This is a genomic window from Ruegeria sp. H7, from assembly GCF_056532945.1.
Genome location: NZ_JBQFNZ010000006.1, coordinates 277,411 through 298,710, shown reverse-complemented (window position 1 = coordinate 298,710; position 21,300 = coordinate 277,411). Strand labels below are relative to the sequence as shown.

General features: G+C 57.6%; 22 protein-coding genes and 2 tRNA genes. 11 read left to right on the top strand and 13 right to left on the bottom strand.

The features are described 5' to 3' along the window. Nucleotides 1–251: 251 nt before the first annotated feature. Nucleotides 252–626 carry a hypothetical protein gene (locus ACR0AC_RS14930; RefSeq protein WP_170525142.1) on the bottom strand — a complete coding sequence of 125 codons (375 nt, stop codon included), beginning with the start codon at nucleotides 624–626 and terminating at the stop codon, nucleotides 252–254. Nucleotides 627–672: 46 nt separating this feature from the next. On the opposite strand from ACR0AC_RS14930, the gene ACR0AC_RS14925 reads away from it, so the two are divergent. Next, the gene (locus tag ACR0AC_RS14925) at nucleotides 673–1,473 is read left to right on the top strand and encodes an alpha/beta fold hydrolase (protein WP_480874442.1); all 801 of its coding nucleotides are present in this window, start codon (nucleotides 673–675) and stop codon (nucleotides 1,471–1,473) included. Between the two features lie 35 nt (nucleotides 1,474–1,508). Here ACR0AC_RS14925 and ACR0AC_RS14920 read toward each other — a convergent pair whose 3' ends face one another. From ACR0AC_RS14920 to ACR0AC_RS14910, 3 genes are all read right to left on the bottom strand, one after another. Beyond that, on the bottom strand, nucleotides 1,509–1,886 hold the full coding sequence (locus ACR0AC_RS14920; RefSeq protein WP_480874428.1) for a rhodanese-like domain-containing protein: 378 nt from the start codon (nucleotides 1,884–1,886) through the stop codon (nucleotides 1,509–1,511). A 133-nt stretch (nucleotides 1,887–2,019) separates the two neighbouring features. Next, a tRNA-Leu gene (locus tag ACR0AC_RS14915) sits at nucleotides 2,020–2,105 on the bottom strand. A 139-nt stretch (nucleotides 2,106–2,244) separates the two neighbouring features. Further along, complete coding sequence (locus ACR0AC_RS14910) at nucleotides 2,245–4,887, bottom strand: AsmA family protein (RefSeq protein ID WP_480874426.1); 2,643 nt, start codon at nucleotides 4,885–4,887, stop codon at nucleotides 2,245–2,247. A 353-nt stretch (nucleotides 4,888–5,240) separates the two neighbouring features. Between ACR0AC_RS14910 and ACR0AC_RS14905 the strand changes: the two genes are divergently transcribed. The 4 genes from ACR0AC_RS14905 to ACR0AC_RS14890 all read left to right on the top strand — a co-directional run bounded on the left by ACR0AC_RS14905 (nucleotide 5,241) and on the right by ACR0AC_RS14890 (nucleotide 8,887). Then, nucleotides 5,241–5,555, top strand: coding sequence for a potassium channel family protein (locus ACR0AC_RS14905; protein WP_480874423.1), 315 nt, complete (start codon nucleotides 5,241–5,243; stop codon nucleotides 5,553–5,555). A 185-nt stretch (nucleotides 5,556–5,740) separates the two neighbouring features. Then, nucleotides 5,741–6,820, top strand: coding sequence for an AI-2E family transporter (locus tag ACR0AC_RS14900; RefSeq protein WP_480874421.1), 1,080 nt, complete (start codon nucleotides 5,741–5,743; stop codon nucleotides 6,818–6,820). Next, nucleotides 6,817–7,881, top strand: coding sequence for an HlyD family secretion protein (locus ACR0AC_RS14895; RefSeq protein WP_480580446.1), 1,065 nt, complete (start codon nucleotides 6,817–6,819; stop codon nucleotides 7,879–7,881). The genes ACR0AC_RS14900 and ACR0AC_RS14895 overlap by 4 nt, the downstream gene beginning before the upstream one ends. Beyond that, entirely contained in the window at nucleotides 7,871–8,887 is a 1,017-nt protein-coding gene (locus tag ACR0AC_RS14890; RefSeq protein WP_480580444.1) for a DUF2955 domain-containing protein, read from the top strand. The genes ACR0AC_RS14895 and ACR0AC_RS14890 overlap by 11 nt, the downstream gene beginning before the upstream one ends. Nucleotides 8,888–8,998: 111 nt before the next feature. On the opposite strand, the gene ACR0AC_RS14885 is transcribed toward ACR0AC_RS14890, so the two are convergent. Next, nucleotides 8,999–10,483, bottom strand: coding sequence for a BCCT family transporter (locus tag ACR0AC_RS14885; RefSeq protein WP_480874417.1), 1,485 nt, complete (start codon nucleotides 10,481–10,483; stop codon nucleotides 8,999–9,001). Between the two features lie 296 nt (nucleotides 10,484–10,779). Next, nucleotides 10,780–10,855: transfer RNA gene (locus ACR0AC_RS14880), tRNA-Thr, on the bottom strand. Nucleotides 10,856–11,031: 176 nt separating this feature from the next. Here ACR0AC_RS14880 and ACR0AC_RS14875 point away from each other — a divergent pair. Continuing rightward, nucleotides 11,032–11,907 (top strand): hypothetical protein, encoded by an 876-nt coding sequence (locus ACR0AC_RS14875; RefSeq protein WP_480874415.1) that lies wholly within the window; start codon nucleotides 11,032–11,034, stop codon nucleotides 11,905–11,907. A 6-nt stretch (nucleotides 11,908–11,913) separates the two neighbouring features. Here ACR0AC_RS14875 and ACR0AC_RS14870 read toward each other — a convergent pair whose 3' ends face one another. After that, nucleotides 11,914–12,180 carry a DUF2312 domain-containing protein gene (locus tag ACR0AC_RS14870; protein ID WP_170454064.1) on the bottom strand — a complete coding sequence of 89 codons (267 nt, stop codon included), beginning with the start codon at nucleotides 12,178–12,180 and terminating at the stop codon, nucleotides 11,914–11,916. Nucleotides 12,181–12,334: 154 nt separating this feature from the next. On the opposite strand from ACR0AC_RS14870, the gene ACR0AC_RS14865 reads away from it, so the two are divergent. Then, a complete protein-coding gene (locus ACR0AC_RS14865; protein ID WP_170454066.1) occupies nucleotides 12,335–12,553 on the top strand; it encodes a hypothetical protein in 219 nt (72 codons plus the stop codon). Nucleotides 12,554–12,563: 10 nt separating this feature from the next. Here ACR0AC_RS14865 and ACR0AC_RS14860 read toward each other — a convergent pair whose 3' ends face one another. Next, nucleotides 12,564–12,779: a hypothetical protein gene (locus ACR0AC_RS14860; protein WP_170454068.1), complete on the bottom strand. Its 216-nt coding sequence runs from the start codon at nucleotides 12,777–12,779 to the stop codon at nucleotides 12,564–12,566. Between the two features lie 244 nt (nucleotides 12,780–13,023). Between ACR0AC_RS14860 and ACR0AC_RS14855 the strand changes: the two genes are divergently transcribed. The 4 genes from ACR0AC_RS14855 to ACR0AC_RS14840 are packed head-to-tail and all read left to right on the top strand — an operon-like array spanning nucleotide 13,024 to nucleotide 15,206. Then, nucleotides 13,024–13,887, top strand: a complete 864-nt coding sequence (locus ACR0AC_RS14855) for an MBL fold metallo-hydrolase (RefSeq protein WP_170454070.1) — start codon at nucleotides 13,024–13,026, stop codon at nucleotides 13,885–13,887. Between the two features lie 18 nt (nucleotides 13,888–13,905). Continuing rightward, on the top strand, nucleotides 13,906–14,334 hold the full coding sequence (locus ACR0AC_RS14850) for a YeeE/YedE thiosulfate transporter family protein (RefSeq protein ID WP_170623649.1): 429 nt from the start codon (nucleotides 13,906–13,908) through the stop codon (nucleotides 14,332–14,334). Further along, the gene (locus ACR0AC_RS14845) at nucleotides 14,334–14,765 is read left to right on the top strand and encodes a DUF6691 family protein (protein WP_480626867.1); all 432 of its coding nucleotides are present in this window, start codon (nucleotides 14,334–14,336) and stop codon (nucleotides 14,763–14,765) included. The genes ACR0AC_RS14850 and ACR0AC_RS14845 overlap by 1 nt, the downstream gene beginning before the upstream one ends. A gap of 9 nt (nucleotides 14,766–14,774) precedes the next feature. After that, on the top strand, nucleotides 14,775–15,206 hold the full coding sequence (locus ACR0AC_RS14840; protein WP_170454074.1) for a TIGR01244 family sulfur transferase: 432 nt from the start codon (nucleotides 14,775–14,777) through the stop codon (nucleotides 15,204–15,206). A gap of 16 nt (nucleotides 15,207–15,222) precedes the next feature. Here the strand turns inward: ACR0AC_RS14840 and ACR0AC_RS14835 are convergent, their stop codons facing one another. The 5 genes from ACR0AC_RS14835 to ACR0AC_RS14815 all read right to left on the bottom strand — a co-directional run bounded on the left by ACR0AC_RS14835 (nucleotide 15,223) and on the right by ACR0AC_RS14815 (nucleotide 21,118). After that, the gene (locus ACR0AC_RS14835; protein WP_480626775.1) at nucleotides 15,223–16,308 is read right to left on the bottom strand and encodes a FliM/FliN family flagellar motor C-terminal domain-containing protein; all 1,086 of its coding nucleotides are present in this window, start codon (nucleotides 16,306–16,308) and stop codon (nucleotides 15,223–15,225) included. A 78-nt stretch (nucleotides 16,309–16,386) separates the two neighbouring features. Beyond that, complete coding sequence (locus ACR0AC_RS14830) at nucleotides 16,387–19,065, bottom strand: sensor histidine kinase (protein WP_170623652.1); 2,679 nt, start codon at nucleotides 19,063–19,065, stop codon at nucleotides 16,387–16,389. Next, nucleotides 19,065–19,373 (bottom strand): hypothetical protein, encoded by a 309-nt coding sequence (locus ACR0AC_RS14825; protein WP_170623655.1) that lies wholly within the window; start codon nucleotides 19,371–19,373, stop codon nucleotides 19,065–19,067. The genes ACR0AC_RS14830 and ACR0AC_RS14825 overlap by 1 nt, the downstream gene beginning before the upstream one ends. Further along, nucleotides 19,370–19,750, bottom strand: a complete 381-nt coding sequence (locus ACR0AC_RS14820) for a response regulator (protein ID WP_170623657.1) — start codon at nucleotides 19,748–19,750, stop codon at nucleotides 19,370–19,372. The genes ACR0AC_RS14825 and ACR0AC_RS14820 overlap by 4 nt, the downstream gene beginning before the upstream one ends. Nucleotides 19,751–19,828: 78 nt before the next feature. Then, on the bottom strand, nucleotides 19,829–21,118 hold the full coding sequence (locus ACR0AC_RS14815) for a helix-turn-helix domain-containing protein (protein WP_480580400.1): 1,290 nt from the start codon (nucleotides 21,116–21,118) through the stop codon (nucleotides 19,829–19,831). Between the last annotated feature and the right edge of the window lie 182 nt (nucleotides 21,119–21,300).

The following is a 21,300-nucleotide window of genomic DNA, read 5'->3' as shown; positions in this document are numbered from 1 at the left end:
TCGACGGTCTGGCCGCCAATGGCGAAGACGGCAACGGCGCCGTCGAGGCCAAGGTCAAAGCCGAGGTCGCAGACCTTTGCGCCAAGTTCCCCATCTATCCGAACCTGTGATCGGATCGGCATGAAAAAAGAGAACGGCGCCCAGAACGGGCGCCGTTTTTTTTTCAGTAGACGTTCCCGCCCCTTTTGGCACACATCAAACATGCGAAGAAAAGGCTAGGGCAAGCGCCGCGCGAAGGACAAAACCTGCGATCAGATCAAGCCGCGCCACAGAAGAAACACCAGAACCAACACGGTCAAGGCCAGCAAGTTGAAGGCCAGACCGCCCAACATGCCAAGGAACCACCCCCAGCGCCGATCCGCCAGATTGATCGCCGTCAGGTGCGACTGAACCTCGTCCGAGGCTTTCGTCAAGGCAGGCGTATCCAGAACGCGGCGCAGTTTGGGGTGCGCCGCCATCTGTTCGGCCCTGGCCAGAATCATCGCCTGTTTGAACACCCGGCGCGGCAAACGGTGTCGGGCGCGGCGGATCGATGCCTCGAGCGTTTTGTCCCGCACACCCAGCTTGGCCCGCAGCAAAGCAACGGTTTCCGCGATCCTGTCCTGAATGTCGGTGTCTTGCGCCATGGCCCCTCCTGACGCGCGACACTAGCCTTTGATGCTGCGCGCGACAATGGGGCTGGCTGTTTTGGAACAAGGGCGGTATCACGCAGCTATGCTGAACACGATCATTCACGGCGAACCCACTGCGCTGCCGCCCCTTATAATCGCTCATGGCTTGTATGGATCGGCCCGGAACTGGGGTGTGATTGCGCGAAGGCTGTCGGATGAACGGCAGGTTATTGCGGTGGATATGCGAAACCATGCGCACAGCTTTTGGGACCCCCGGCACGACTATTCTGCATTGGCCGAGGATATCGCGCAGGTGATCGAAAATGTCGGTGGCCCGGTCGATGTGCTGGGGCATTCCATGGGTGGCAAAGCGGCGATGACGCTGGCCTTGCGGCACGGCGCGCTGGTGCGCAAGCTTGTGGTCGCCGATATCGCCCCGGTCGCCTATGGGCACAGCCAGATTCAGTTCATCGAGGCGATGCGGGCAGTCGATTTTTCAACGATCACCCGACGGTCAGATGCGGAACTGCAACTGGCGGATCAAGGCGTTGAAAAAGCACTGCAGAGCTTTTTCACCCAATCGCTGGATGTCGCTGGGAAACGGTGGCTGTTGAACCTGGATGTGCTGGCCGATCAGATGCCAAACATCATGAGCTTTCCAGAGCTGGATGGCGCATGGGATGGCCCGGCCCTGTTTTTGTCGGGCGGCGCGTCTGACTACGTCCTGCCGGAACACCGCGACAAAATCCGAGCGCTATTTCCCGGTGCGCGCTTTGCCAAAATTCCGAGTGCCGGACACTGGCTGCATGCCGAAAAACCGCGCGAGTTCGAAGCCGCCGTCCGGGCGTTTCTGAACGCCTGAACCAATCGCCGTGTGTTGATCGGGCAGGCCATGCTTCAGGTGTCTTCGACCTCGCCGCCGCCATTCACCCAGTCGGCGAAACCGCCCAGATTGAACACCTGTTCATAGCCCATATCTTTCAACAGCTTGCCCGCCAAAGCGGCGCGACCGCCGGAGGCGCAATAGATCACAACAGGCCGGTCTTTGCGCATGTTTGGGTCATGAGACTCCAGGCCTTCATCTGCCCGGAATTCGAGCATTCCACGGGGTATATGCACCGCCCCTTTTGCCCGGCCGGTTTTCTGCACCTCAGCAGTGCCGCGAATATCTAACAGTAACGCGCCGTGTTCGATCAGCTCGCGCGCCTTGACCATATCAACCCGTGGGACGACAGCGTTGGCCGCCGCCATCATGTCTTTCACTGTAACCGGCATATGCACCTCGTGATTTCTTGCCTTTTGAAAAAGGCTAACATGCAAAAACTGGAAGGTGTAGCCTCAAGATCGCTTGGGTTGCGCCGAAAACAGATGTCGGAACTTGTTGCTAAAGCTCTGATCGAAACAAGATTGGTACCCGCGGCCGGACTCGAACCGGCACGGCGTTTCCGCCTGGAGATTTTAAGTCTCCTGTGTCTACCATTCCACCACGCGGGCATGTCGTGATCAGGGGCGAACCCCGTCCGCCTTCATTACAGGCGCGAATAAATGAAAACAATGCGGTAAGCTCAGGCAATGTGGTAAAATCGCGAGATTTCGAACACGCCCGCGCCCAACTGATTTTTCCACCGCATCGCTACTGCAATTGCAGGATATCCGGAATGCAAAGCTTCCGCTGCGCCGGCATTTGATCCGCACCGTCGGAACGCTTGAGCCGCTTTGGCCCGTCCTTGACCTTGACCTTCGGCTTGGCCAACGGGCCTTTTAACGTGACCGGCCAGGGGCTGCGCGAAAGCGGCTCGCCTATCTTGCGCGGTTGCAGGTTCAGCTCCATGGCCTTGTCGGCCATGTTGACACCGCCAAAGACGACGACCTGAACCTGATCCGTTTCCAACGTGGTTTGTTTGGTTGAAATATTGCCGTTCGAAATGCTGAGGGGTGCGCGCAGACATACGATTGGCGCGACCTTCTGCTTTTCCTTGGAGAATACCCAGGGCAAAACGCCCAGCCCTGCCAAATCCAACAACTGCGTTTCGATTGACCCGTCGCGCATGGAAACCGTCGCACTGCCGCTCATCGTGCTGGCAAAGTGTTTGGCGGACTCGGTTCCTCCGGTCACCGAAAAATCCGCATAGATCGTGCCGCTTGCGCCCTTTTTGAAGTTCAGGGTGTGAAGGATGTCGTCTAACTGCCAACCGCCCGCCTTGCCGGTCAGGGTCAGCAGATGCGCCTCATCCGAAAGATCCATCTGCCCACTTACGTCGAACTGGGCCCCGCCATATTCAAATGCCAGCGGACCGGCGCGAAGCTCGTTTTCGTCGAGCGTCAGTTCGCTTTGCAAGCTGCTGACGCCTTTGGCACCTTCGATATGCCGAAGGTCGATATCAACATCGATATCAATACCCGACAGAAGAATGGAACGTCCGATGGGTTTCAGCGTCACATCTCTCAATGCGCCGGGTCCATCGGCTTCGGCGCTGGCGTCTTCGACATCCTGCGCTGCGCTGCCAAGCTTTCTCAATTGCGCGGCGGCCTGAACGATATCACGCAGTTGATCGATCTTAATCAGGTCACTTTCAATCGCGCCCCGCAGCACAGGATCGCTTGTCGCGTCATCAAGATCGGCCTTCACGAGCAATACGGACTCGGCAAGTTCGACGCTGGCGTTTGCATTCCAATCGGTGCCTTCGCTCACCAAATCGATCCCAAAGCGCGCGCGCCCGGTTTCAACGGGGTCCAGCGACAATGCAGCCATCAGGTCTGCACCGGACGGAACATCAACATCGATTGCCAGATCCAGGTTTTCGAACTTGAGGACATTCTTAACCGTGCCGTGCACCTCAAGGGACCAGACATCTGTTTCGCTCGTCTTGCCATCAAGGTTGGTCAGTGAAAGTTGATTAATGTCCCCGTTCAAATGAAAATCGCCCGAAAACCGGCCAAGCTGATCGTCTGGCCCCATGAGTTCGGGCGAGATCAAGCTGCTGGCGGGAATATCCATCAGACCTTCGGCCGATACGCCTTGCAGTTGCAGCGCGTCATCAACTGATCCATTCAAAATGACAAACGGATCAGCCGGGTTCCCGATCCGCAGATTTATGTTTCCGACCCGCAAAGCACCGTCCGGCGTTCTGGAAAGTTCCGAAAATTTGACCGGCGGCGGCCCTTCACCTGCGGTGTCCAGCGTGAACCCATTGGTTTTAATGACCATTTGCCGCTGAGGCACCTGCCCCGGCACGCTGTCCATAACCATATCAACCGCAATAAGCTTGAGGTCATAGCGAGATGCCGCAGGGACCGGTTCCGCATCTTCGGGATAAAGCCGAATACGGGTTGTCAGCGACACATCTGCGGGGTTCCCCAACTCTCCGATTTGGCCCGTCAGCGAAAGGCTTTGCCCGCCATCCAATTCAGCCAATACGCTCAGATCATCAATCCGGGCGACGCCGTCAGCCGATTTGAAGGTTGCCGCCACATTGCCCGACCCTTCCAGCACGCGGTTAAGTTTCAGCACGTCCAGAAGCTGTCCAAGTTCTGCAATCTCCACAGTCGTCTTGAACTGAAACCCGTTCTCTTGGGGGATTTGTTCAGCCGCAATCGATATCTGTTCGAAGTCCAATGCCATCTGAAACGGGTCTTCCGCGGGGAATGTCCCATTCAGGTCAAACGGCTCGCCATTTAGGGAACCGGTCCCAACGGCAGACGCGGTGTTCGTTCCCTCATCACGCGCCAGCACCAGATCCTCAAGCCGCAGATCCAGATCAAGTCCGTTCAGGCCGTTCTGGTACAGTATGGTGACGTCGCTCAGGTCAACTCGACGATCCGCCAGAATTCCGCCGACAGAGGGTTTTTGAGAGTTCTCAGGCTTTTCGGTTTCCACCGTAGAAAGCGACTGCCAGTTCGCATTTCCGTCTTTGTCGGTGATCAGGTTCAAGTGAATACCCGATATGGCAAGGTTGCTGAGCGACAGCTTGCTGTTCCAAAGATCGCGGGCAGAGATTTTGAACTCAATCGCGTCGATGGCCGCCAAATTCACGTCAGTCCCGGACGAACCGGGAAGCACCAGCCCCGCCGCCGAGACCTGCAGTTGCCGACCAAGGCCCAAACGCACCTCGTCCTCGATCAAGACGTCCTGACCAAGTTTTTTGGAGATCAGGTTTTCAACGAAACCGGTCCTAAGCGAAGAAAACAGCGCCGAGGACAGGAACAGCCAAGCCGCCAAAACAGCAACAAACGCAATCGCGCAGCAAATCAAAACGCCTTTGAAAATCAAACGCACGTTCTACTCCTTTGGTTTCGATGCACTGTGTGGCTGGGCCAATTCCACGTGCGACACTTGAATACGCGGCTCTGCTGATGTTCCGAGCACTGGGCGCACCTTAGCGATAAGTTGCAAATTTCCAGTGACTTAATCAAACAGGAATCAACTTCGGTCCGCGTGAACACCTGCGTTACCGTGATGCCGGGCAGTCCAGCACCAAAAAACGGAAACACCCGCCCTTTTGGGTTTTTTTGAAAACGAACAGTCATTTTATGCGCGATCTTTCTGACGGTTCTGACGGCCAACTCGTCCCGGTTTCTTATATCATCAAATTAATGATATATACGATTTCCAATATATATGAGGGACCAATGAACTCACTGAAAAGAATTACACGGGGCATAGGTGTCGCGTTTCGGGACGGCCGGGTCAAAAGCCTGCTTGCCTTCACACTGGGAATGATCCTCTGGGCATCTGTTTTCTACCACTATGTTGAAGGCTGGAGCTGGCTGGATTCCATCTACTTTTCTGTCGTGACAATCTCGACCGTAGGGTTTGGCGATTTTTACCCTCAGACTGCGGCAGGGAAGATCTTTACGATGGCCTACATCATCGTAGGTCTGGGCATCTTTGTGGCTGCGGCGACGACAATCGCAAACACGATCCTGTCTCAGGACGACGAATAGTCACCCAAAAAACGCCGTAGGATACAAGCGCAGCAAGGTCGCCTGAAGGTTGGACTTTATTGATTAGGCTGATCGCCGTCCAAGGCGGCGCAAGGGCCCAAACTACGACCAAAGCACGGAATTCACAAAAGATATTCATATTGAGTTTTTTGAGTGTATTGTTAACAAATGAACGGAGGGATGGAATGGAAAAGACACAAGATGCCAAGATCGTCGATCTCGCAATACGTTTGCTCTTTCTCGGGTTATTCCTTTACAGCGCGTTGGTAATGATCGCCCCGCTGGCAAGTGTGGTGATCTGGGCCACGATCCTTTGTGTGGCGATTTACCCGGTATTCGATTGGCTACAGTCCAAGCTGGGCGGGCGAAAGTCGCTTGCCGCAACGATCCTGGTTTTGCTTGGCCTTGTGCTGACCTTGGGGCCGATTGCCACTGCGGTGTCGGGGGCTGCTGAACTTGGGTCCGAGTTTGCCGAACAGGCTGACAGAGGCGAATTGGAAATTCCACCTGCCCCGGACAGCATCAAGGACTTGCCCCTGATCGGAGAAAGAATTGCCGAAGTCTGGGGGTTGTTTGAACGGAATCTGGATGGTGCGCTTGCAAAATACGGGGCGCAGATTCTTGAGATCACAAAATCGCTGTTCGGAAAGGTTCTGGGCATCGGAATCGGGTTGTTGGGTCTTGCCCTTTCGGTGTTGATCATGGGGGGCTTGTTCAGCCCCGGACCGACTTTGGTGCAAGGTCTTCAGCGCTTTGCCAACCGGGTGTTCGCGCCGCGAGGCGGCGAATTCGTGACGCTGGCGGGGGCGACGATCCGGAATGTGACCAAAGGTGTCATCGGTGTTGCAGCCATTCAGGCCGTGGTTGTCTGGATTTTGCTGGCACTGTTCGGGATTTCTTCTGCTGCGACACTGGCATTCATTTGCCTGATCCTCTCGATCATCCAGATCGGGCCGGGATTGGTTCTGTTACCGGTCATCATCTACGCGTGGAGTTCGATGTCAGGTGGTGCGGCCCTAGCCTTCACCATTCTGGCCATTCCCACAACGATAATGGACAGCTTCCTGCGGCCCGTCTTCATCTCAAAAGGTCTCGAAACGCCTATGCTGGTGATCCTGATCGGCGTTCTCGGCGGCATGATGGCCTATGGATTGATCGGCATCTTCATGGGACCGGTTCTGTTTGCCGTTTTCTACGAACTGTTCAAGGTTTGGATCGATGCCTCGCCGGAAGGCAATGACGCCGCGGACGGAGCGGCGCAATGAGGAAGACAATATGGACGACGCTGGCCGTCATTTTGGTTCTTCTCGTCTGGTATCTGGTTGCTGATCGAAAAACGCCATTTACGGGAAACGCCAGGGTCAAGGCCGTTGCAACCCAGATCGTCCCGCAAGTCACCGGAACGGTGATCGAGGTTTTGGTCGAAAATGGTCAGGTCGTCTCGGCCGGAGATGTACTGGTTCGGATCGACCCCAGACCATACGAAATTGACCGCGACAAAGCCGAAGCGGACCTGGAAGCCGCAACACAAGAGGTTGGCGCTTCGTCGGCAGAGGTCAGCGCCGCTCAGGCCAAACTGGCACGGGCGCAAAGTGATCTGGACACCATGCGCATCCAGACAGAACGCGTTTTTGCGCTTGAAAAGAAAGGGCTGATTGCCGTTTCGAAAGCAGATGATGCGCGGGGGCAACTGGCCGAATCCGAGGCGAATTTTGAAAACGCCAAAGCAGATCTGGAGAAAGCCAAGCAGAGGCTCGGCGACGAGGGCATTGAAAACCCGAAGATTCAGCGCGCGTTGGCCGCGTTGGCGGATGCAGAGCTTAACCTTGAATGGACGGAACTGCGCGCCCCGGCGACAGGCGTGATCTCAAATCTGCTGATCGCACCCGGAACTTATGCCCGATCCGGGCAGGACCTGCTGACTTTCCTGGATGCGACGGATGTCTGGATCGAGGCGTATTTTACCGAAAACAACCTGGGTCGGGCGTCGGTTGGATCGCCTGTAGATGTGGTGCTGGACATGCATCCCGGCAAAATTGTTCCCGGCGTCATCGAAAGCTTTAGCGCAGCCGTTTCCCTAAGCGGCGGCGACACACCCGGTCAACTGGCCAGCCCCCCAAGCACCAAGGGGTTTCTTCGCGAACCCGAGCGCTTCCCGGTCCGTATCGTGCTGCCGGGTTACGAGGCCGGAAGCACCGAGGATGACCTGCGCTTTCAGCTCAACGGGCAAGCCGACGTGATCATGTACCTTAGCGACAGTTCTCTGCTGAACGCGGTGGGCCGCGCCTACATTCGCGCGGTTTCGATCCTGTCCTATGCGTACTGAGGATCGGCGCGCAGTACACAGACTTGCGCTGGGTGTAACTGGCGTCTTCGCGCTGGGGCTGTTTCTGGGGTGGCCTCTGGCCGTTGTCGGGGCCGTGTTCACGGCCCTGTTTCTTCAGGCCCCAGCCGCTTTGCCACTGGCGGCCTTCGCGAAGCTGTTTGTCTTCTCGATTGGGTTGATGTTCATTTCCTTCCTTTTGTCATCGACCTTCGCGCCCTATCCGGTGGTTTTCCTCATTCTGGTGGCCATCGGGATTATCCTGTCGTTCATTTGGTCGGTATCCGGCGCAGGTGTTCTGCCCGGAGTCATCGCCCTGATGGGGGCATTGATGATCCCCAACCTTGCGCTGCAATCCCAGGATCTGGCTTTGGTGCTAGTGTTCTGGATACCACTGAACCTGCTGTTTGCAGGGTTCGTTTCGACATTGATGTTTGTATTGATACCAGCCGCACCCCAGACAGCGGCCGAGAAAAAAGCAGCACCCCCAACTGACTTTGACCCGCACCGCCGGATTGTCAGAATGTCGCTTGTCACGGTTCCATTTGCCTTGGCGTTCTTTGTGTCCGGCGCATCGGCGTTGCTGGTTCTGTTCTTTGTGGCACTTCTCAGCCAGCAGCTGGCGGCAATGCCTGCCGCGGGCAAAACCGTGGCCAAGGCAATGCTGACGGCAAACCTGCTGGGTGCGGCAGTGTCGATCCTTTGCTACGAAATCAACGTCATCGCCCCGATTATTCTGACGCCAATTCTGCTGTGCTTTTTCTTCTGCATAACGCTTGGAGCACTCGGAAAATCTCAGGCTACGCTCGCCGCCGCGGCAGGCTCGGCGTTGACAACGGTGCTGATCGTCTATGGTGGATCAATCTCTCCGTTTTCGGATGAGGCCGACGTCAAAAGCATCACCCGCGTTTTGCAAGTTGCCAGTGCTGCGATTTTTGTGATCGTTGCCTATGTCGTGGTGGATGAGTTCTGGCCGGAAAAGAAACGGCAGATGTCGACAAACACCTGACAGGTGTGTTGCCTGCCGTCCTTAGTCAAACACGATAAAGCGCCAGCCAGATCAGAAAGCCGATATACACAAAAACGGTAACGTTCAGAACCGTATCGACAATTGTGCCAGTCATTTCAAAACCTCCTTTGACAGAGACTTGAGAAGGCAAATCACCAAAACCGGAACGATAAAAACAAAGGCGATGGCTGAAAGCGCGATGATCGACCGGACCAGAGAAACGTCGTTCACAAAGATCATGGCCAGACCAAGGGCCCCAAGCACCGCGCCCCAGATTGTGCGAATGCCGGGCGACGGGTTTTCGTCCCCGCCTGTTCCAATCATTGCAAGCGTAAAGCCTGCGCTGACAACGCTGGTCACAACAAACAGGAACGCCGCTGCAATTGTCGCCAACTGCGTCACATATTGCAGGGGAAACTGTTGAAGCAACGCAAAGGTCGTCGCATCAAGGCTTTGGTCGTTGACCTCCAACAACTGTCCGTTTCCTTGCAGCACGTCGAAAATGCCGATCCCGCCGAAAACACCGAACCAAAAGATTGAAAACAGCGTTGGCGCAATAATGACGCCGGTCAAAAACTCTCGGATCGTTCGCCCGCGTGAAATTCTGGCAATGAAGATGCCCACAAACGGGGACCATGCCAGCCACCAGATCATGTAATTCAGTGTCCAGTCCTGGAACCAGGTCGATATGGTTTGGTCAAAAAACTCGGTTGTCGAAAACCCGGCGGGAAGGACGTTGAAAACATACCGCCCAAACCCTGAAACGATCGTGTTCATTGCAAAAGACGTGGGCCCGACAACCAACAGAAAGACCAACAGGATGATCGCGATACTCATCGCCAGATTTGACAGTTTGGACATCCCCTCGCCCAGATCCCGTCTGAGCGGGATGAGGAAGGCAACGCACATGACGACAAATATGAGCGCTGTCAGGTAAAACGAGTTGGGTATTCCAAGGACCCCAGCCAAACCTGTCTGGATTTGAAACACGCCCATGGCCAAAGAACCCGCCAAGCCGACTGCAATGGCGACAACCGACAAAAAATCGAACACCCAAGCCAATGCACGGGTCCAGGCCCTGTCTCCGTACACATCCAAAACTGGCGCGCTGAGCGACAAAGAGCGTTCTCGTCGAAAAGCGAAATAGGCAATGATCAACCCGACGACCCCGTATATCGCCCAGGCGTGAAAACCCCAGTTCAGATAGGTGACAAAGATAGCCTGACTTGCCGCTTGAGAATCCGGGCTGAACGCGCGAATAACCGAGAAATGCGTCAGCGGCTCGGATGCGCCAAAAAACAGCAACCCCACCCCCATACCCGCCGCAAAGAGCATCGCAATCCACGCGGGCGTGGAAAACTCGGGCTCGGATCCTTCAGGGCCAATTCTGATCGAGCCGAACCTGGAGAATGCAAGGTAGATCGCCAGCAACAAAAGCGCGCTGGCTTCAAGCATGATAAACCAACCTCGGCTTTCGAACTGCACCGCCACGATGCTGGCCGAGACGGACCCCAGCCCTTGAGGGTCAATAATCCCCCATATGGCAATCCCGCTGCTCACCAGCAGCGCGGAAACAAGTAGAGCGTTGATTTTCATCGCTTAACACACTGAATGACTGCGTCTGTGGTAGCACCGTACTAACAAATCATCTGTGCTCAAAGCTGCAAAATTTGGACGGCGTTGCGAGGCGACCGACCTTTATCAAGAGGGTTAGTGGCACAGTTTTCCGCAAACTCGTGCGGCAGACCTGACTGCGGTGTTAATCGTGCGGATGAAGCGGCTTGTTGTTCACACTATAATCACTTTTGAATATCAAAACTGTCTGCAATTTACCCCGATTTTTAGGGATGGCAGCCCATTGAAATCAGGTAAATTGTTCTGAGGCGTGATAGTGGTGCCCCCACACGGACTCGAACCGCGGACCTACTGATTACAAATCAGTTGCTCTACCAGCTGAGCTATAGGGGCACTGGCTGCCGATTACTGCCTTCGGAACAGGACTGCAAGTCGGAATTTCAGCATTCGGTTGGGGATTGCCGAAATTTCTGCGATTGTGTGAAACTCAACCTATCGAAGCGGCGGGCTTCGTTCTATGTGATGCAGGTCGAGGAACGCTTGGCAAAACCTTTGGGCGCAAGGAAAATATGCAGGTAGTCATTCACGCTGGGGTCGCCTTCACGGATGAAGGGCAATTGCTGGACTCGCTGGTCGCCAACAAAGGCGTCATCACTCAGACCGGGGCTTTTCCGCTGGGGCCGCGCAAGTGTCGGCATTTTGAAAGGATTATGTCGGATTCGATCCTGAAAAACCTGCCTCTCGCCGACACCCGGGATCAGTTGCGGGCGCTTCTGCCAGATACCTCGGGTTTCGGGCGTTTGATCGTGTCCAGCGAGAAATTCTTTGGCCCGATCAAGACTGCCTTGCAACATGGCCAGATGTATCCGTTTGCCGGACGGCGCATTGCATACTCGCAAGAGGTTCTGGAAGGGGCAGAGGTCGAGGTTTTTGCCGGGCTGATGAACCCGGGATCGTTCATTCCGAAGATTCTGACGGCAATGGACCCTGACCGCGCGCGGTCAATTCTGGACACCACGGACCTGAGCTGCCTGAGCTGGGTCAGCATGATCGAAGACCTGAGCGATCTGGCGCCCAACGTGAAGATCACGCTGTGGGAAAACGAGGACACACCCCTGATCTGGGGCGACATCGTGCGTGCCATGGCCGGTTTGGGGAATGACGTTGCGATAAAGGGCGAGCATACGCTGCTGGCCTCTTTGTTGACCGAGCAAGGCAAACACCAGCTTCTGCCGCTGATCCAACAGGAACAATCGGGGGCCAAGCTTGCCTCGCGCGATGAGTTGATCGCCTTGTTTGAAGACTATGCGCAGCCCGACCAGATCGAAGAGGAACTGGATCTGCCGGGCTGGAACGCAGATATCGTCAGCGCGTTTTCAGAACTTTACGCGCAGGATATGGCGAAAATCCGAACCCTGCCAAACATTCGGGTTCTGGACGTCTAGGCCGGGTTACATCCCCAGCGCTTCCTTATACATCTCCAGAACCGCTTCTTCTTCGGCGATGTCGTCTTTGTCGCGCTTGCGCAGCGCGATCACTTTGCGCATGACCTTGGTGTCATAGCCACGGGCCTTGGCCTCGGCCATCACTTCTTTCTGCTGTTCGGCGATGTCCTTCTTTTCGGCATCCAGACGCTCGAACCGCTCGATAAACTGGCGCAATTCGCCAGCGGTTACGCGGTAATTTGCGGTGGCCTGATCTTCGGTCATATCTTCCATCGACGTCTTTCCCTAAGGCTTGAATTGGATGCAGTTACCTCGCGGATACATCGGGTCCGCGCAGGTCGCAAGCACCCAATCCGTCACCGGGCTTGTCTGTGCCGGTGCGATCCAGTAAGCGCAGGTTCAATTCGCAGCAACTTTTTGGGGCGCCATGTTTGAAGTCATCACCTGGGGCGGGGCCGCCCTGTCACTGGCCGGGCTTGCCGGACTGGTCTGGTGCATTCTGCGCGTGATGAAGGCGCGCAAGGCCGGATTGTCGGATGATGAATTGCGTGCCGTGGTTCAGGGCGTTCTGCCATGGAACCTGGGGTCCCTGTTTCTGTCCGTGATTGGCTTGATGCTGGTCATCCTCGGGATCTCCTTCGGATGACCGCCCGGCGCTAGATCGGCATATTGTCGAACCGCGCTTCCATTGCATCTTCGCACAAAGCGGAATCCAACCGACGCAGGCGGGATGGAACATGCATGCCCTGTCGGCGCATATGATCGACAATCTTGCTGACACTTGGTTGCAGAGCCAGACGCGTATCCAGGCACGCGTTTTCCAGCTTTTGTTCAAGCTTCTCGACTTCGGAATAGATGGATTTCGGTTCCATATCGCTCCTCCCCAGTGATGCCAGTATCTCCGATATAGGTAACGGGATTAAGACCGGAACAGATTACTCTGATACTGTGCGGAAACCCGCCGGAGAGTCCGTCAATTTCGGCAATCCGGCGCGGTACGGTTAAAGTTTAAGCCAAATTAATCAAACCTGCCTTGACGGACATCAAAAACCAAATCGGATATTGCAACACATTCCATGGTCAATATATGAAGTATGGACAGGAGCGGAGGACCCCATGACCCCAAATGTGAAAGCGTTTTTTGACGATCAAACCTTCACGGTGTCCTATGTGGTGAACGAACCCGATGGAGCGGCCTGTGCCATCATCGACAGTGTTCTGGATTTTGACCACGCATCCGGTCGTACCACGACCAAATCGGCGGATGAGATTATCGACTACGTCCGGTCCCAGGGGCTCAGGACCGAATGGATCCTGGAAAGCCATGTGCATGCCGACCATCTTTCGGCGGCCCCCTACTTGCAGGATAAGCTTGGCGGAAAGATCGGAATTGGCGACCAGATCGTGACCGTGCAGGACACCTTCGGCAAAGTTTTCAACGAAGGGACCGAGTTTCAGCGGGATGGCAGCCAGTTCGACGCCCTGTTTGCGGAAGGCGACAGCTTTCACATCGGGCAGATGCGCGGCGACGTGCTGCACACGCCGGGTCATACGCCTGCCTGTTTGACCTATGTGATCGGGGATGCGGCCTTTGTCGGGGATACGCTGTTCATGCCCGATTTCGGCACCGCGCGATGCGATTTTCCGGGCGGTTCCTCATCTACGCTATATGCCTCAATCCAAAAGATCCTGTCTTTGCCCGATGATACTCGCGTTTACGTCGGACACGATTACAAAGCCCCCGGGCGCGATGAATATGCCTGGGAAACCACGGTGGGTGAGCAGAAGGCGCTGAACATCCACATCGGCCAGGGGCGCAGCATCGAAGAGTTTGTCGAAATGCGGGATGCGCGCGACGCGACATTGGCAATGCCGCGCCTGATCCTGCCGTCTTTGCAGGTCAACATGCGCGCAGGTCAGATGCCGCCGGCAGATGAACAGGGCGATGTGATGCTGAAGCTGCCGATCAACAAGCTTTAACAAAGGGATCAATCGAACATGATGACGGCTTGGGTGATGGGCTTGATTGGCGGTGTGCTGATTGGCCTTGGCGGCGCGGTATACCTGTTGGGCAATGGCCGCATCATGGGTGCCAGCGGCATTTTGGGTGGGCTGGTCGATGGCAGTGCGCGCAACGAAGCGGTCGAGCGTTTGGCTTTCCTCGCCGGGGTGATCGGGATGCCCTTGCTGCTGCGGCCATGGATCGCACCGGGGGCCGAAACGCATTTGACCGGCAATCTGGTGCTGGTGATTGTGGCGGGGCTGTTGGTGGGCGTCGGTACGCGCATTGCCAATGGCTGCACCTCGGGGCATGGCGTGTGTGGCATTTCCCGGTTTTCAATGCGTGGGATCGTGGCCACGTTGATCTACATTGCAGCAGGCGGGCTGACCGTGCTGGGCTTGCGGCATATTCTGGGGATCGCATGATGCGAGTATTGATCGCAGCACTTGCCGGGTCCCTGTTTGGCATTGGCCTTCTGGTCTCTGGCATGACCGATACGACCAAAGTGCAAGGCTGGCTGGACGTTTTCGGGGATTGGGACCCGACCCTTGCCTTTGTGATGGGTGGTGCAATCCTGCCAATGATCCTTGCATGGCGTCTTACGACCGGACGGCACCCAATGGCAGGCGGTGAGTTTCCGGCCCCGACGCGCGCCGAGTTTGACCGGAGGTTAATTGTGGGCTCGATCTTGTTCGGGATGGGATGGGGCATGGTGGGGCTGTGCCCCGGTCCGGCGCTGGCCTCGCTCAGCTTTGGCGGCAGCGGCGGGGTGGTGTTTCTGCTGGCCATGATCACGGGAATGTTCCTCGCCCCTCACGTGGGGCCACAGCTAGACAGGGCTGCAAACGCGGCCTAAGGAATTGGCATGGAGATTCGACCTATTACCCCCCGCTACGCCGTCTCACCCCAGATCACGGTCGAGGATGTTCCGGCCATCGCCGAAGCCGGTTTCGTCAAGGTGATCTGCAACCGTCCGAATGCCGAAGTTCCGGCTGACATGCAGTCGGATGCAATCGGCGAAGCCGTGCGTGCAGCGGGTCTGGAATATGAAGTTCTGGAACTGACCCATCAGACAATGACACCTGAAAACGTGTCGCGTCAGCGCGACATGGCCGAGACCTGCAGCGGCCCGGTGCTGGCTTATTGCGCGTCCGGTACACGCTGCTCGGTCGTCTGGGCGCTTGGGCAGTGCGACCGGATGAGCACGGATGAGATTCTCACCGCAACAACCAACGCGGGCTACCAGTTGGAAAACCTGCGCCCAGCCCTGGATCAAATTCGCAACAACGCAGAGTGATCTTGCGGCCCTTCGGTCACATCGGATCTGCGCCATCATCCGGGCCGGTCAGGCCCGCCAGTTGCGAGATTTCCGCGACCATCTGATCCGAATCCGCAAATGAAAGATCGGTGTCCAGCGGATCGGGAATTTCGGTGACATTGGGATATGGGGTGACATCCACTGCGTCAGCGCCCCGGTTCGGCGTCCCGGCGCGGCTTGCGATGAAATCTTGTGCTTCAATATCGGACAGGGCGGGCAAAGCTGCGTGTTCATTGATGCGGACGGCCCGCAGACCGCCACTTTGCCCAAGTCGCCCCACTGCAGCCCGCGTGCGATCGATCGCCAGAACCTCGGTGCGATCAAGACGGGCCCGTTCCAAGGGCAAAACGTCACCAATCCCCAGCCCTGACAAATCGGACAGCGGCACATTCATACGGCACAGCACGGCGTTCAACTCGGCCCGCACAACGCCCGAGGATTGCTCAAGGCGTGCCCCCGCATCCGGTTGCGCCCCGGCATCCTCTTCGACGTCGCAGGGGCGTTGAGGCAACAGGATTGCGATATGGCCCTGCCGGACCCCTCCGGCCAGATCGATTGTCAGTTCGAAACCGCAATAGACCTCTTCCACCAGTGTCAGGCAAAGCGACCGCAAATCCCCGGCGCGGGCCATGTACTCGTAACCGGTCAGGTCGACCTCTTCCTCTACCATCTCGGCCAGTTCCGCAGCCTTGACCAACGCTTCTTCCACCAAAGGTGCAACCATTGCCGCATCGGTGTTGGTGAAGGCGCGCGCCTCGGGCGGTGTGGCGGAGAGCTGTCCAATCGTCTGGGTCTGCACAATTGCCGACACAGTGTTCGGGTCCAGACAAGCTGCGGCAACCCCGTCAGGACCCCGGAAGAACAACAGCAACCAATCGTCGCCCACATCCGCAACCAGATCGGCAGCGGGCTGGTTGGACTGTTTGGCCCCGATAACCGCCAAGGGCAGGTTCAGCCGATCCGCTGCGGCCCGCGCAAAACCCAGACGCAAGGCCCGCAGAATCGAGCGGGGCCGGTTCTTCAAATCCTCCCGCCCCGCTGAAAGCTTGCGCGCCAAAGCCGCATTCACAGTCTGTGCCATGCCCAAAGTTCACCAATTTGTCGTGTCCCTGACCACTGGTGTAACCCGGCGAGTGTTACGAAGTTCTTTAGACGACCCCTACTGCGCCGCCTGCTGATAGGCCAGCGGCAGGCTGACACGAAATGCGGCCCCGCCCTGCCCCGGCAGATAGGTGATCTCGCCCCCCAGTCGCTGCATGATCTCGCGGCAGATCGCCAGACCCAGCCCTGCGCCCCCGGCCTTGTCGGCGCCGACACGGGCGAATTTCTCGAAAACCAGCGATTGCGCCTCGGCGGGGATGCCGCCGCCGTTGTCGATGAAATCGATCACCAAGCGCCCGCCGACATCATGGGCCGAGATAGTCAGAACAGGCTCGTCCGCATCGCAGTATTTTTGCGCATTCGAGATCAGGTTGATAAACACCTGCCCCAACCGATCCAGATCGGTATGCAGAGCAAAGCGTTCGGACGTCCGGCTGCGACGCACGGTCAGGCCCCTGTCCGACCCGGCCAGGGCACTGGACACCGCGCGATCCAGAATTGAACGCAAAGTGCCTTCACCCATGTTCAGATTGACCTGCCCGTTTTCCAGAACGCTCAGGTCCAGCAGGTCGTCCAGCAATCGGGTCAGTCGCAGCGCCTCGTCATGAATGATCGCCGCATAGCGCGTTTGCTCTTCGGCGCTCAGCCCCTCGGTGTCGCGCATGATCTCGGAAAACGCTCGGATCGACGTCATCGGCGTACGCAATTCATGGCTGACCTGGCTAAGGAAGCTGTCTTTTTGTTCAGACACCAGCGTCAGCTTTGTGTTCGCTTCACGCAGTTGACGGGCGGTACGGCTCAGCTCGGCCGATTTCATTTCCAACTGGCTGGAATATTCAAGCAACTGAGCGGATTCGTCGGCCACAGCCAGCAGATCCTCGACCGACACCGACGCGCCACCGACGATCTGGCCAATCATCGCATGGGCCGTCGCCGCCCCGACGGAACCGCTGAGTTCCCGCTCCAGCCGGTTCAGGAAGCCCGGCGTCGGTTCGGGCATGTGCGAACGGGCCCCTTGTTGTTCCGCTTCGGCCAGAAAGAACTCCTGCGCGGGACCTGTGCCCAGAATCCGCTGGGTCATGATCATCAGGTCTTCGCTTTGCGCCACCGATCCGGTCCACCCGCGCGGGGCGACGGAATGATCAAAGACGTTGACGAACTGCGCGCCTTGCAGGCGTTCCAGCGGGCTGGGAAAGCTGAGCAGCGAGGCAACGCAGAATGCGATTGTGTTCAGGGACATCGACCACATCACGGTGTGGACCATCGGGTCCATTCCTTCGATGCCGAACATCGCCTGCGGGCGCAGCCAGCTGATCCCGAACGGCCCGTAGTCCAACACCGACTGCGGCATCCAAGCCCCGCCCATCCCGGGTAGAAGCAGCGTGTAAATCCACAGAACAAACCCGACCGACAGCCCAACCAAAGCGCCCGTCCGCGTCGCCCCTCGCCAGAACAGGCCACCGACCAGAGCGGGCAGAATTTGTGAGATACCGGCGAAGGCGATCAACCCGATCGAGGCCAGCGCCGCGCCACCCCCGGACAGGCTGTAGTAGAAATACCCCAGCGCCATGATAACCGCGATGGATACGCGCCGCGCCATCAAAACGATGTTGCGCACATCGCCTGAAACCGAGCCCGCGCTTTCATGGGTATTCAGCCAGATCGGCATGACCACATGGTTCGATACCATCGTCGACAAGGCCATGGCCGTCACGATCACCATCGATGTGGCCGAGGAAAACCCGCCGATAAAGGACAACATGGCCAGCCAGTCATTGCCCTGAGACAGCGGCACCGTCAGAACAAACAAATCCGGGTTTGATCCGGGCGGCAACAGGTCCAGCCCGACGACAGCGATGGGGACGACAAACAAGCTCATCAACAGCAGATACAGCGGAAAGGCCCAGGCGGCGGTTCTCAGGTGGCCTTCGTCGTCGTTTTCCACGACCATGACCTGAAACATCCGTGGCAGGCAGACGAAGGCGGCGGCAGACAGAAAGATGAAGGTGGTCCAGCGCCCGGCATCCACATGCCACTGGCCAATCTCGGACGCATCAATCTTGTCCATCATCGGACCGATGCCGCCAGCAATGCCCCAGACAACGAAGACACCAACCGCAATCAGGGCAAACAGCTTGACCACGGATTCAACCGCAATCGCCATGACCACGCCATGATGGCGCTCATTCGCATCTAGATTTCGGGTGCCAAACAGAATGGCAAAGACGGCCAGCCCGGCGGCAACCCAGAACACGTTCGACCCGCCGCGATAGAGGCCCGAGGGATCAGCCTCGACAAAGATCGAGAAGGACAGTGTGATCGACTGAAGCTGCAGGGCGATATAGGGCGTGCCGCCCAGAACGGCCAGAATGGTGACGCAGACCGCCAGCGTATTGGATTTGCCATAACGCGACGACAAAAGGTCCGCGATGGATGTCACCCGCTGGCTGCGCCCGACGCGGACCAGTTTACGCAATCCCCACCACCAGCTGACCATCACCAGCGTCGGGCCCAGATAGATCGTCACAAATTCCAACCCGGATCGGGCCGCGTTGCCGACCGCACCATAAAACGTCCAGGCGGTGCAGTAGATCGACAGGGACAGCGTGTAGATCAGAGGTGAGCGTAGCCACTTCCCCTTCCCTGCCGCAGCCATTCGGTCGGCGGCAAAGGCAACGCCGAACAACAGCACTACATAGCCCAAACTGACCAGGATCAGGATGTTGAGCGTGGCCATCACTCGGTGTCCGCGTCAAAGTCGCCGCGCATGCCCAGGCGACGGGCGGTCAGGCCAAAGATCAGGCCAACGGCGATCAGAAAACCCCAGCAGACGAAGATGTAGAACATCGCCGAAGACAACGGCACCGCCTGATCCCCGGACGCCCGGTCAGGCCACAGCAGCGGGATCGCCAGCAACGCGGCCCCCATGAAAGGCAACAACCGCGCCGCGTCGGTCAGCCTGCGGCGGCGATAGCTTTGGCGTCCCAGAAACAGCGAGGGGCGTGTGCCTTTTGGCTTGGGGTCGGTCTCTTCCGGGGGGCTCATAATCGGGATGCCTGTGCGTGCAGATCCCGCACCGCAGTCAGCACCTCTGCATTGGAAAAGGGCTTGGTCATGAAGCGGCTGACACCCGCATTCTCGGCCATTTCCCGATCCCTGGATTGTCCGCGCGCGGTCAGCATCAGGATCGGCAGGCTTTGCATGTCGTCCAGGTCTCGCAAGTCGCGCAGAATATCCATGCCACTTTTCCCGGGCAGCATGACGTCCAGAATCACAAGGTCCGGGTTCGCTGTCCGGATCACCTGAACGGCGTCTGCCCCATCGGCATGTGTTTCAACCTGCCACCCTTCGCGGGTCAGCAGAAATCGGATTGCCTCAGCTATGTTCGGCTCATCCTCGATCAACAGAACCTTGCGGCTCATATTTGCAGTTCCTCCCCATGGCAACTGGCGCACAAAGCCCGCTGCCACCGCCAGATTAAGCGCTCAGTCAGGATACTGTCAAAAGCCTTCGTTTAGAATCGAAGGCTCGCGCCGGGATGCACAGTCTTTGCTGGGGCACACCCGACAGTTTGCCCCAACCCGGGTCGAGGCGACACCCTGTACCCCATCCCCGACCGGGCGCACCAACATCGCCGAGCGATAAGCAGGGTCCTGATCGTATCCGGGCGTTGAATGAAGCCAGGCATAGGCGTGGCATTCAAATTCAGCCGAACTGCGCCCAAGCTGCGCGATCTGCTTTCGAACCGGTACCAAGGGACGGCTTAACGCGGTGAACAGCGGCCATAACGGGCAGGCCTCTCCATGTCGCGGCAGAACAAAACCGGGAAGCGGCTTGAAGAACAGGATGCTGCCGGATGCGTCGCACAGAACCAACCCGGCCGGGCGGTGCAGTACACTTTCCGGCAGAAAGGCCAACCGCCGCAGAACCGTTGCAACATCGACCGAAAACAGGCGGGCCAGTTCGATTGGGTCCGGCTCTTTCTCCTCCATCAGCTTTTTAAGCTGGGCAAGCGGCATCGCCCTTGCGTCCTGTGCGCACAGGTCCAGAACCTCGCGCGCCACGGTGCGCGCGGCGGTTGTGTTCAGCCCGTCCAGATTGACATCGGCGGACCCGCCCTCCTCGAGTTCGGGGAAACTGTAACCGCGTGCAGCAAAATGGCTTTCGACCTCCTCCAAGGGTACGCCCCGCGGGTCCGTGGCCGAGTCGCTTTCGTCCAGATAGGTCACCAGCGCCTTGGAGCTGTCGGCCAACCGCTCGGCATCCTGATGAAGGTTCTTGTGAAACCGCTCCTGCCACTCGGCATCAATGTCCTGCGTGTCCGCCAGAATGCCCGCCGTCGAGCGAATCGCGGCTGCCGTCGACAGAACCTCGTGCATCGCGGCCGCCAGATGCGGGTCGTGGGTCAGGCGGTCTGACAGGGTTTCCACCGTGCGCTCTAACGAGATCACCCGCTGATGCATTTGCGCCAGGACACCCGCCCAGCCCGGAAAGCGCCCGGCGAATTCCTCAAGCCCGTCAACCTCAGCCTCTTGCCCGACCGCATCAACCGCCGCCTCTCGCAAGGCCGAGATCAGCGTAGCCTCGATCCCCTGCGTCAGCAGCGATGGCTCAACCGCCAGTGCCCCGGCAATATCGACCAGCAATTTGCCCCCGATCCGGCGGCGATTGTGCTCGATCAGGTTCAGGTAGGACGCAGAAATTCCGACACGACGCGCCAGTTCAGCCTGCCGCAGCCCGGCAATCTGGCGCCGTTCACGTATGCGGCTTCCGGTAAGAGTGTCGCGCATAGCTCCACCTCCTGAGCGTTGCGAATGATCCAGTTGTTTTCAGATTATTCTATTTTTTGCATTCAGTTAAGTCGTACTTTTCACTATGGATTTACAGCTTTGACACCGACGGCAAAAAGCACGATGGCGCAGAATATCCGGCGACTGCGCAAGGCCCCTTCTAATCCACCTCAATTCCCGGC

Bases quoted from the DNA above. Each gene is read 5' to 3' on its own strand.
- ACR0AC_RS14825 (WP_170623655.1), bottom strand. From the start codon at position 19,373: ATGAGCCCCCCGGAAGAGACCGACCCCAAGCCAAAAGGCACACGCCCC.
- ACR0AC_RS14855 (WP_170454070.1), top strand. From the start codon at position 13,024: ATGACCCCAAATGTGAAAGCGTTTTTTGACGATCAAACCTTCACGGTG.
- ACR0AC_RS14840 (WP_170454074.1), top strand. From the start codon at position 14,775: ATGGAGATTCGACCTATTACCCCCCGCTACGCCGTCTCACCCCAGATC.
- ACR0AC_RS14865 (WP_170454066.1), top strand. From the start codon at position 12,335: ATGTTTGAAGTCATCACCTGGGGCGGGGCCGCCCTGTCACTGGCCGGG.
- ACR0AC_RS14895 (WP_480580446.1), top strand. From the start codon at position 6,817: ATGAGGAAGACAATATGGACGACGCTGGCCGTCATTTTGGTTCTTCTC.
- ACR0AC_RS14845 (WP_480626867.1), top strand. From the start codon at position 14,334: ATGCGAGTATTGATCGCAGCACTTGCCGGGTCCCTGTTTGGCATTGGC.
- ACR0AC_RS14870 (WP_170454064.1), bottom strand. From the start codon at position 12,180: ATGGAAGATATGACCGAAGATCAGGCCACCGCAAATTACCGCGTAACC.
- ACR0AC_RS14930 (WP_170525142.1), bottom strand. From the start codon at position 626: ATGGCGCAAGACACCGACATTCAGGACAGGATCGCGGAAACCGTTGCT.
- ACR0AC_RS14815 (WP_480580400.1), bottom strand. From the start codon at position 21,118: ATGCGCGACACTCTTACCGGAAGCCGCATACGTGAACGGCGCCAGATT.
- ACR0AC_RS14920 (WP_480874428.1), bottom strand. From the start codon at position 1,886: ATGCCGGTTACAGTGAAAGACATGATGGCGGCGGCCAACGCTGTCGTC.
- ACR0AC_RS14820 (WP_170623657.1), bottom strand. From the start codon at position 19,750: ATGAGCCGCAAGGTTCTGTTGATCGAGGATGAGCCGAACATAGCTGAG.
- ACR0AC_RS14885 (WP_480874417.1), bottom strand. From the start codon at position 10,483: ATGAAAATCAACGCTCTACTTGTTTCCGCGCTGCTGGTGAGCAGCGGG.
- ACR0AC_RS14830 (WP_170623652.1), bottom strand. From the start codon at position 19,065: ATGGCCACGCTCAACATCCTGATCCTGGTCAGTTTGGGCTATGTAGTG.
- ACR0AC_RS14835 (WP_480626775.1), bottom strand. From the start codon at position 16,308: ATGGCACAGACTGTGAATGCGGCTTTGGCGCGCAAGCTTTCAGCGGGG.
- ACR0AC_RS14905 (WP_480874423.1), top strand. From the start codon at position 5,241: ATGAACTCACTGAAAAGAATTACACGGGGCATAGGTGTCGCGTTTCGG.
- ACR0AC_RS14875 (WP_480874415.1), top strand. From the start codon at position 11,032: ATGCAGGTAGTCATTCACGCTGGGGTCGCCTTCACGGATGAAGGGCAA.
- ACR0AC_RS14860 (WP_170454068.1), bottom strand. From the start codon at position 12,779: ATGGAACCGAAATCCATCTATTCCGAAGTCGAGAAGCTTGAACAAAAG.
- ACR0AC_RS14900 (WP_480874421.1), top strand. From the start codon at position 5,741: ATGGAAAAGACACAAGATGCCAAGATCGTCGATCTCGCAATACGTTTG.
- ACR0AC_RS14925 (WP_480874442.1), top strand. From the start codon at position 673: ATGGGGCTGGCTGTTTTGGAACAAGGGCGGTATCACGCAGCTATGCTG.
- ACR0AC_RS14850 (WP_170623649.1), top strand. From the start codon at position 13,906: ATGATGACGGCTTGGGTGATGGGCTTGATTGGCGGTGTGCTGATTGGC.
- ACR0AC_RS14890 (WP_480580444.1), top strand. From the start codon at position 7,871: ATGCGTACTGAGGATCGGCGCGCAGTACACAGACTTGCGCTGGGTGTA.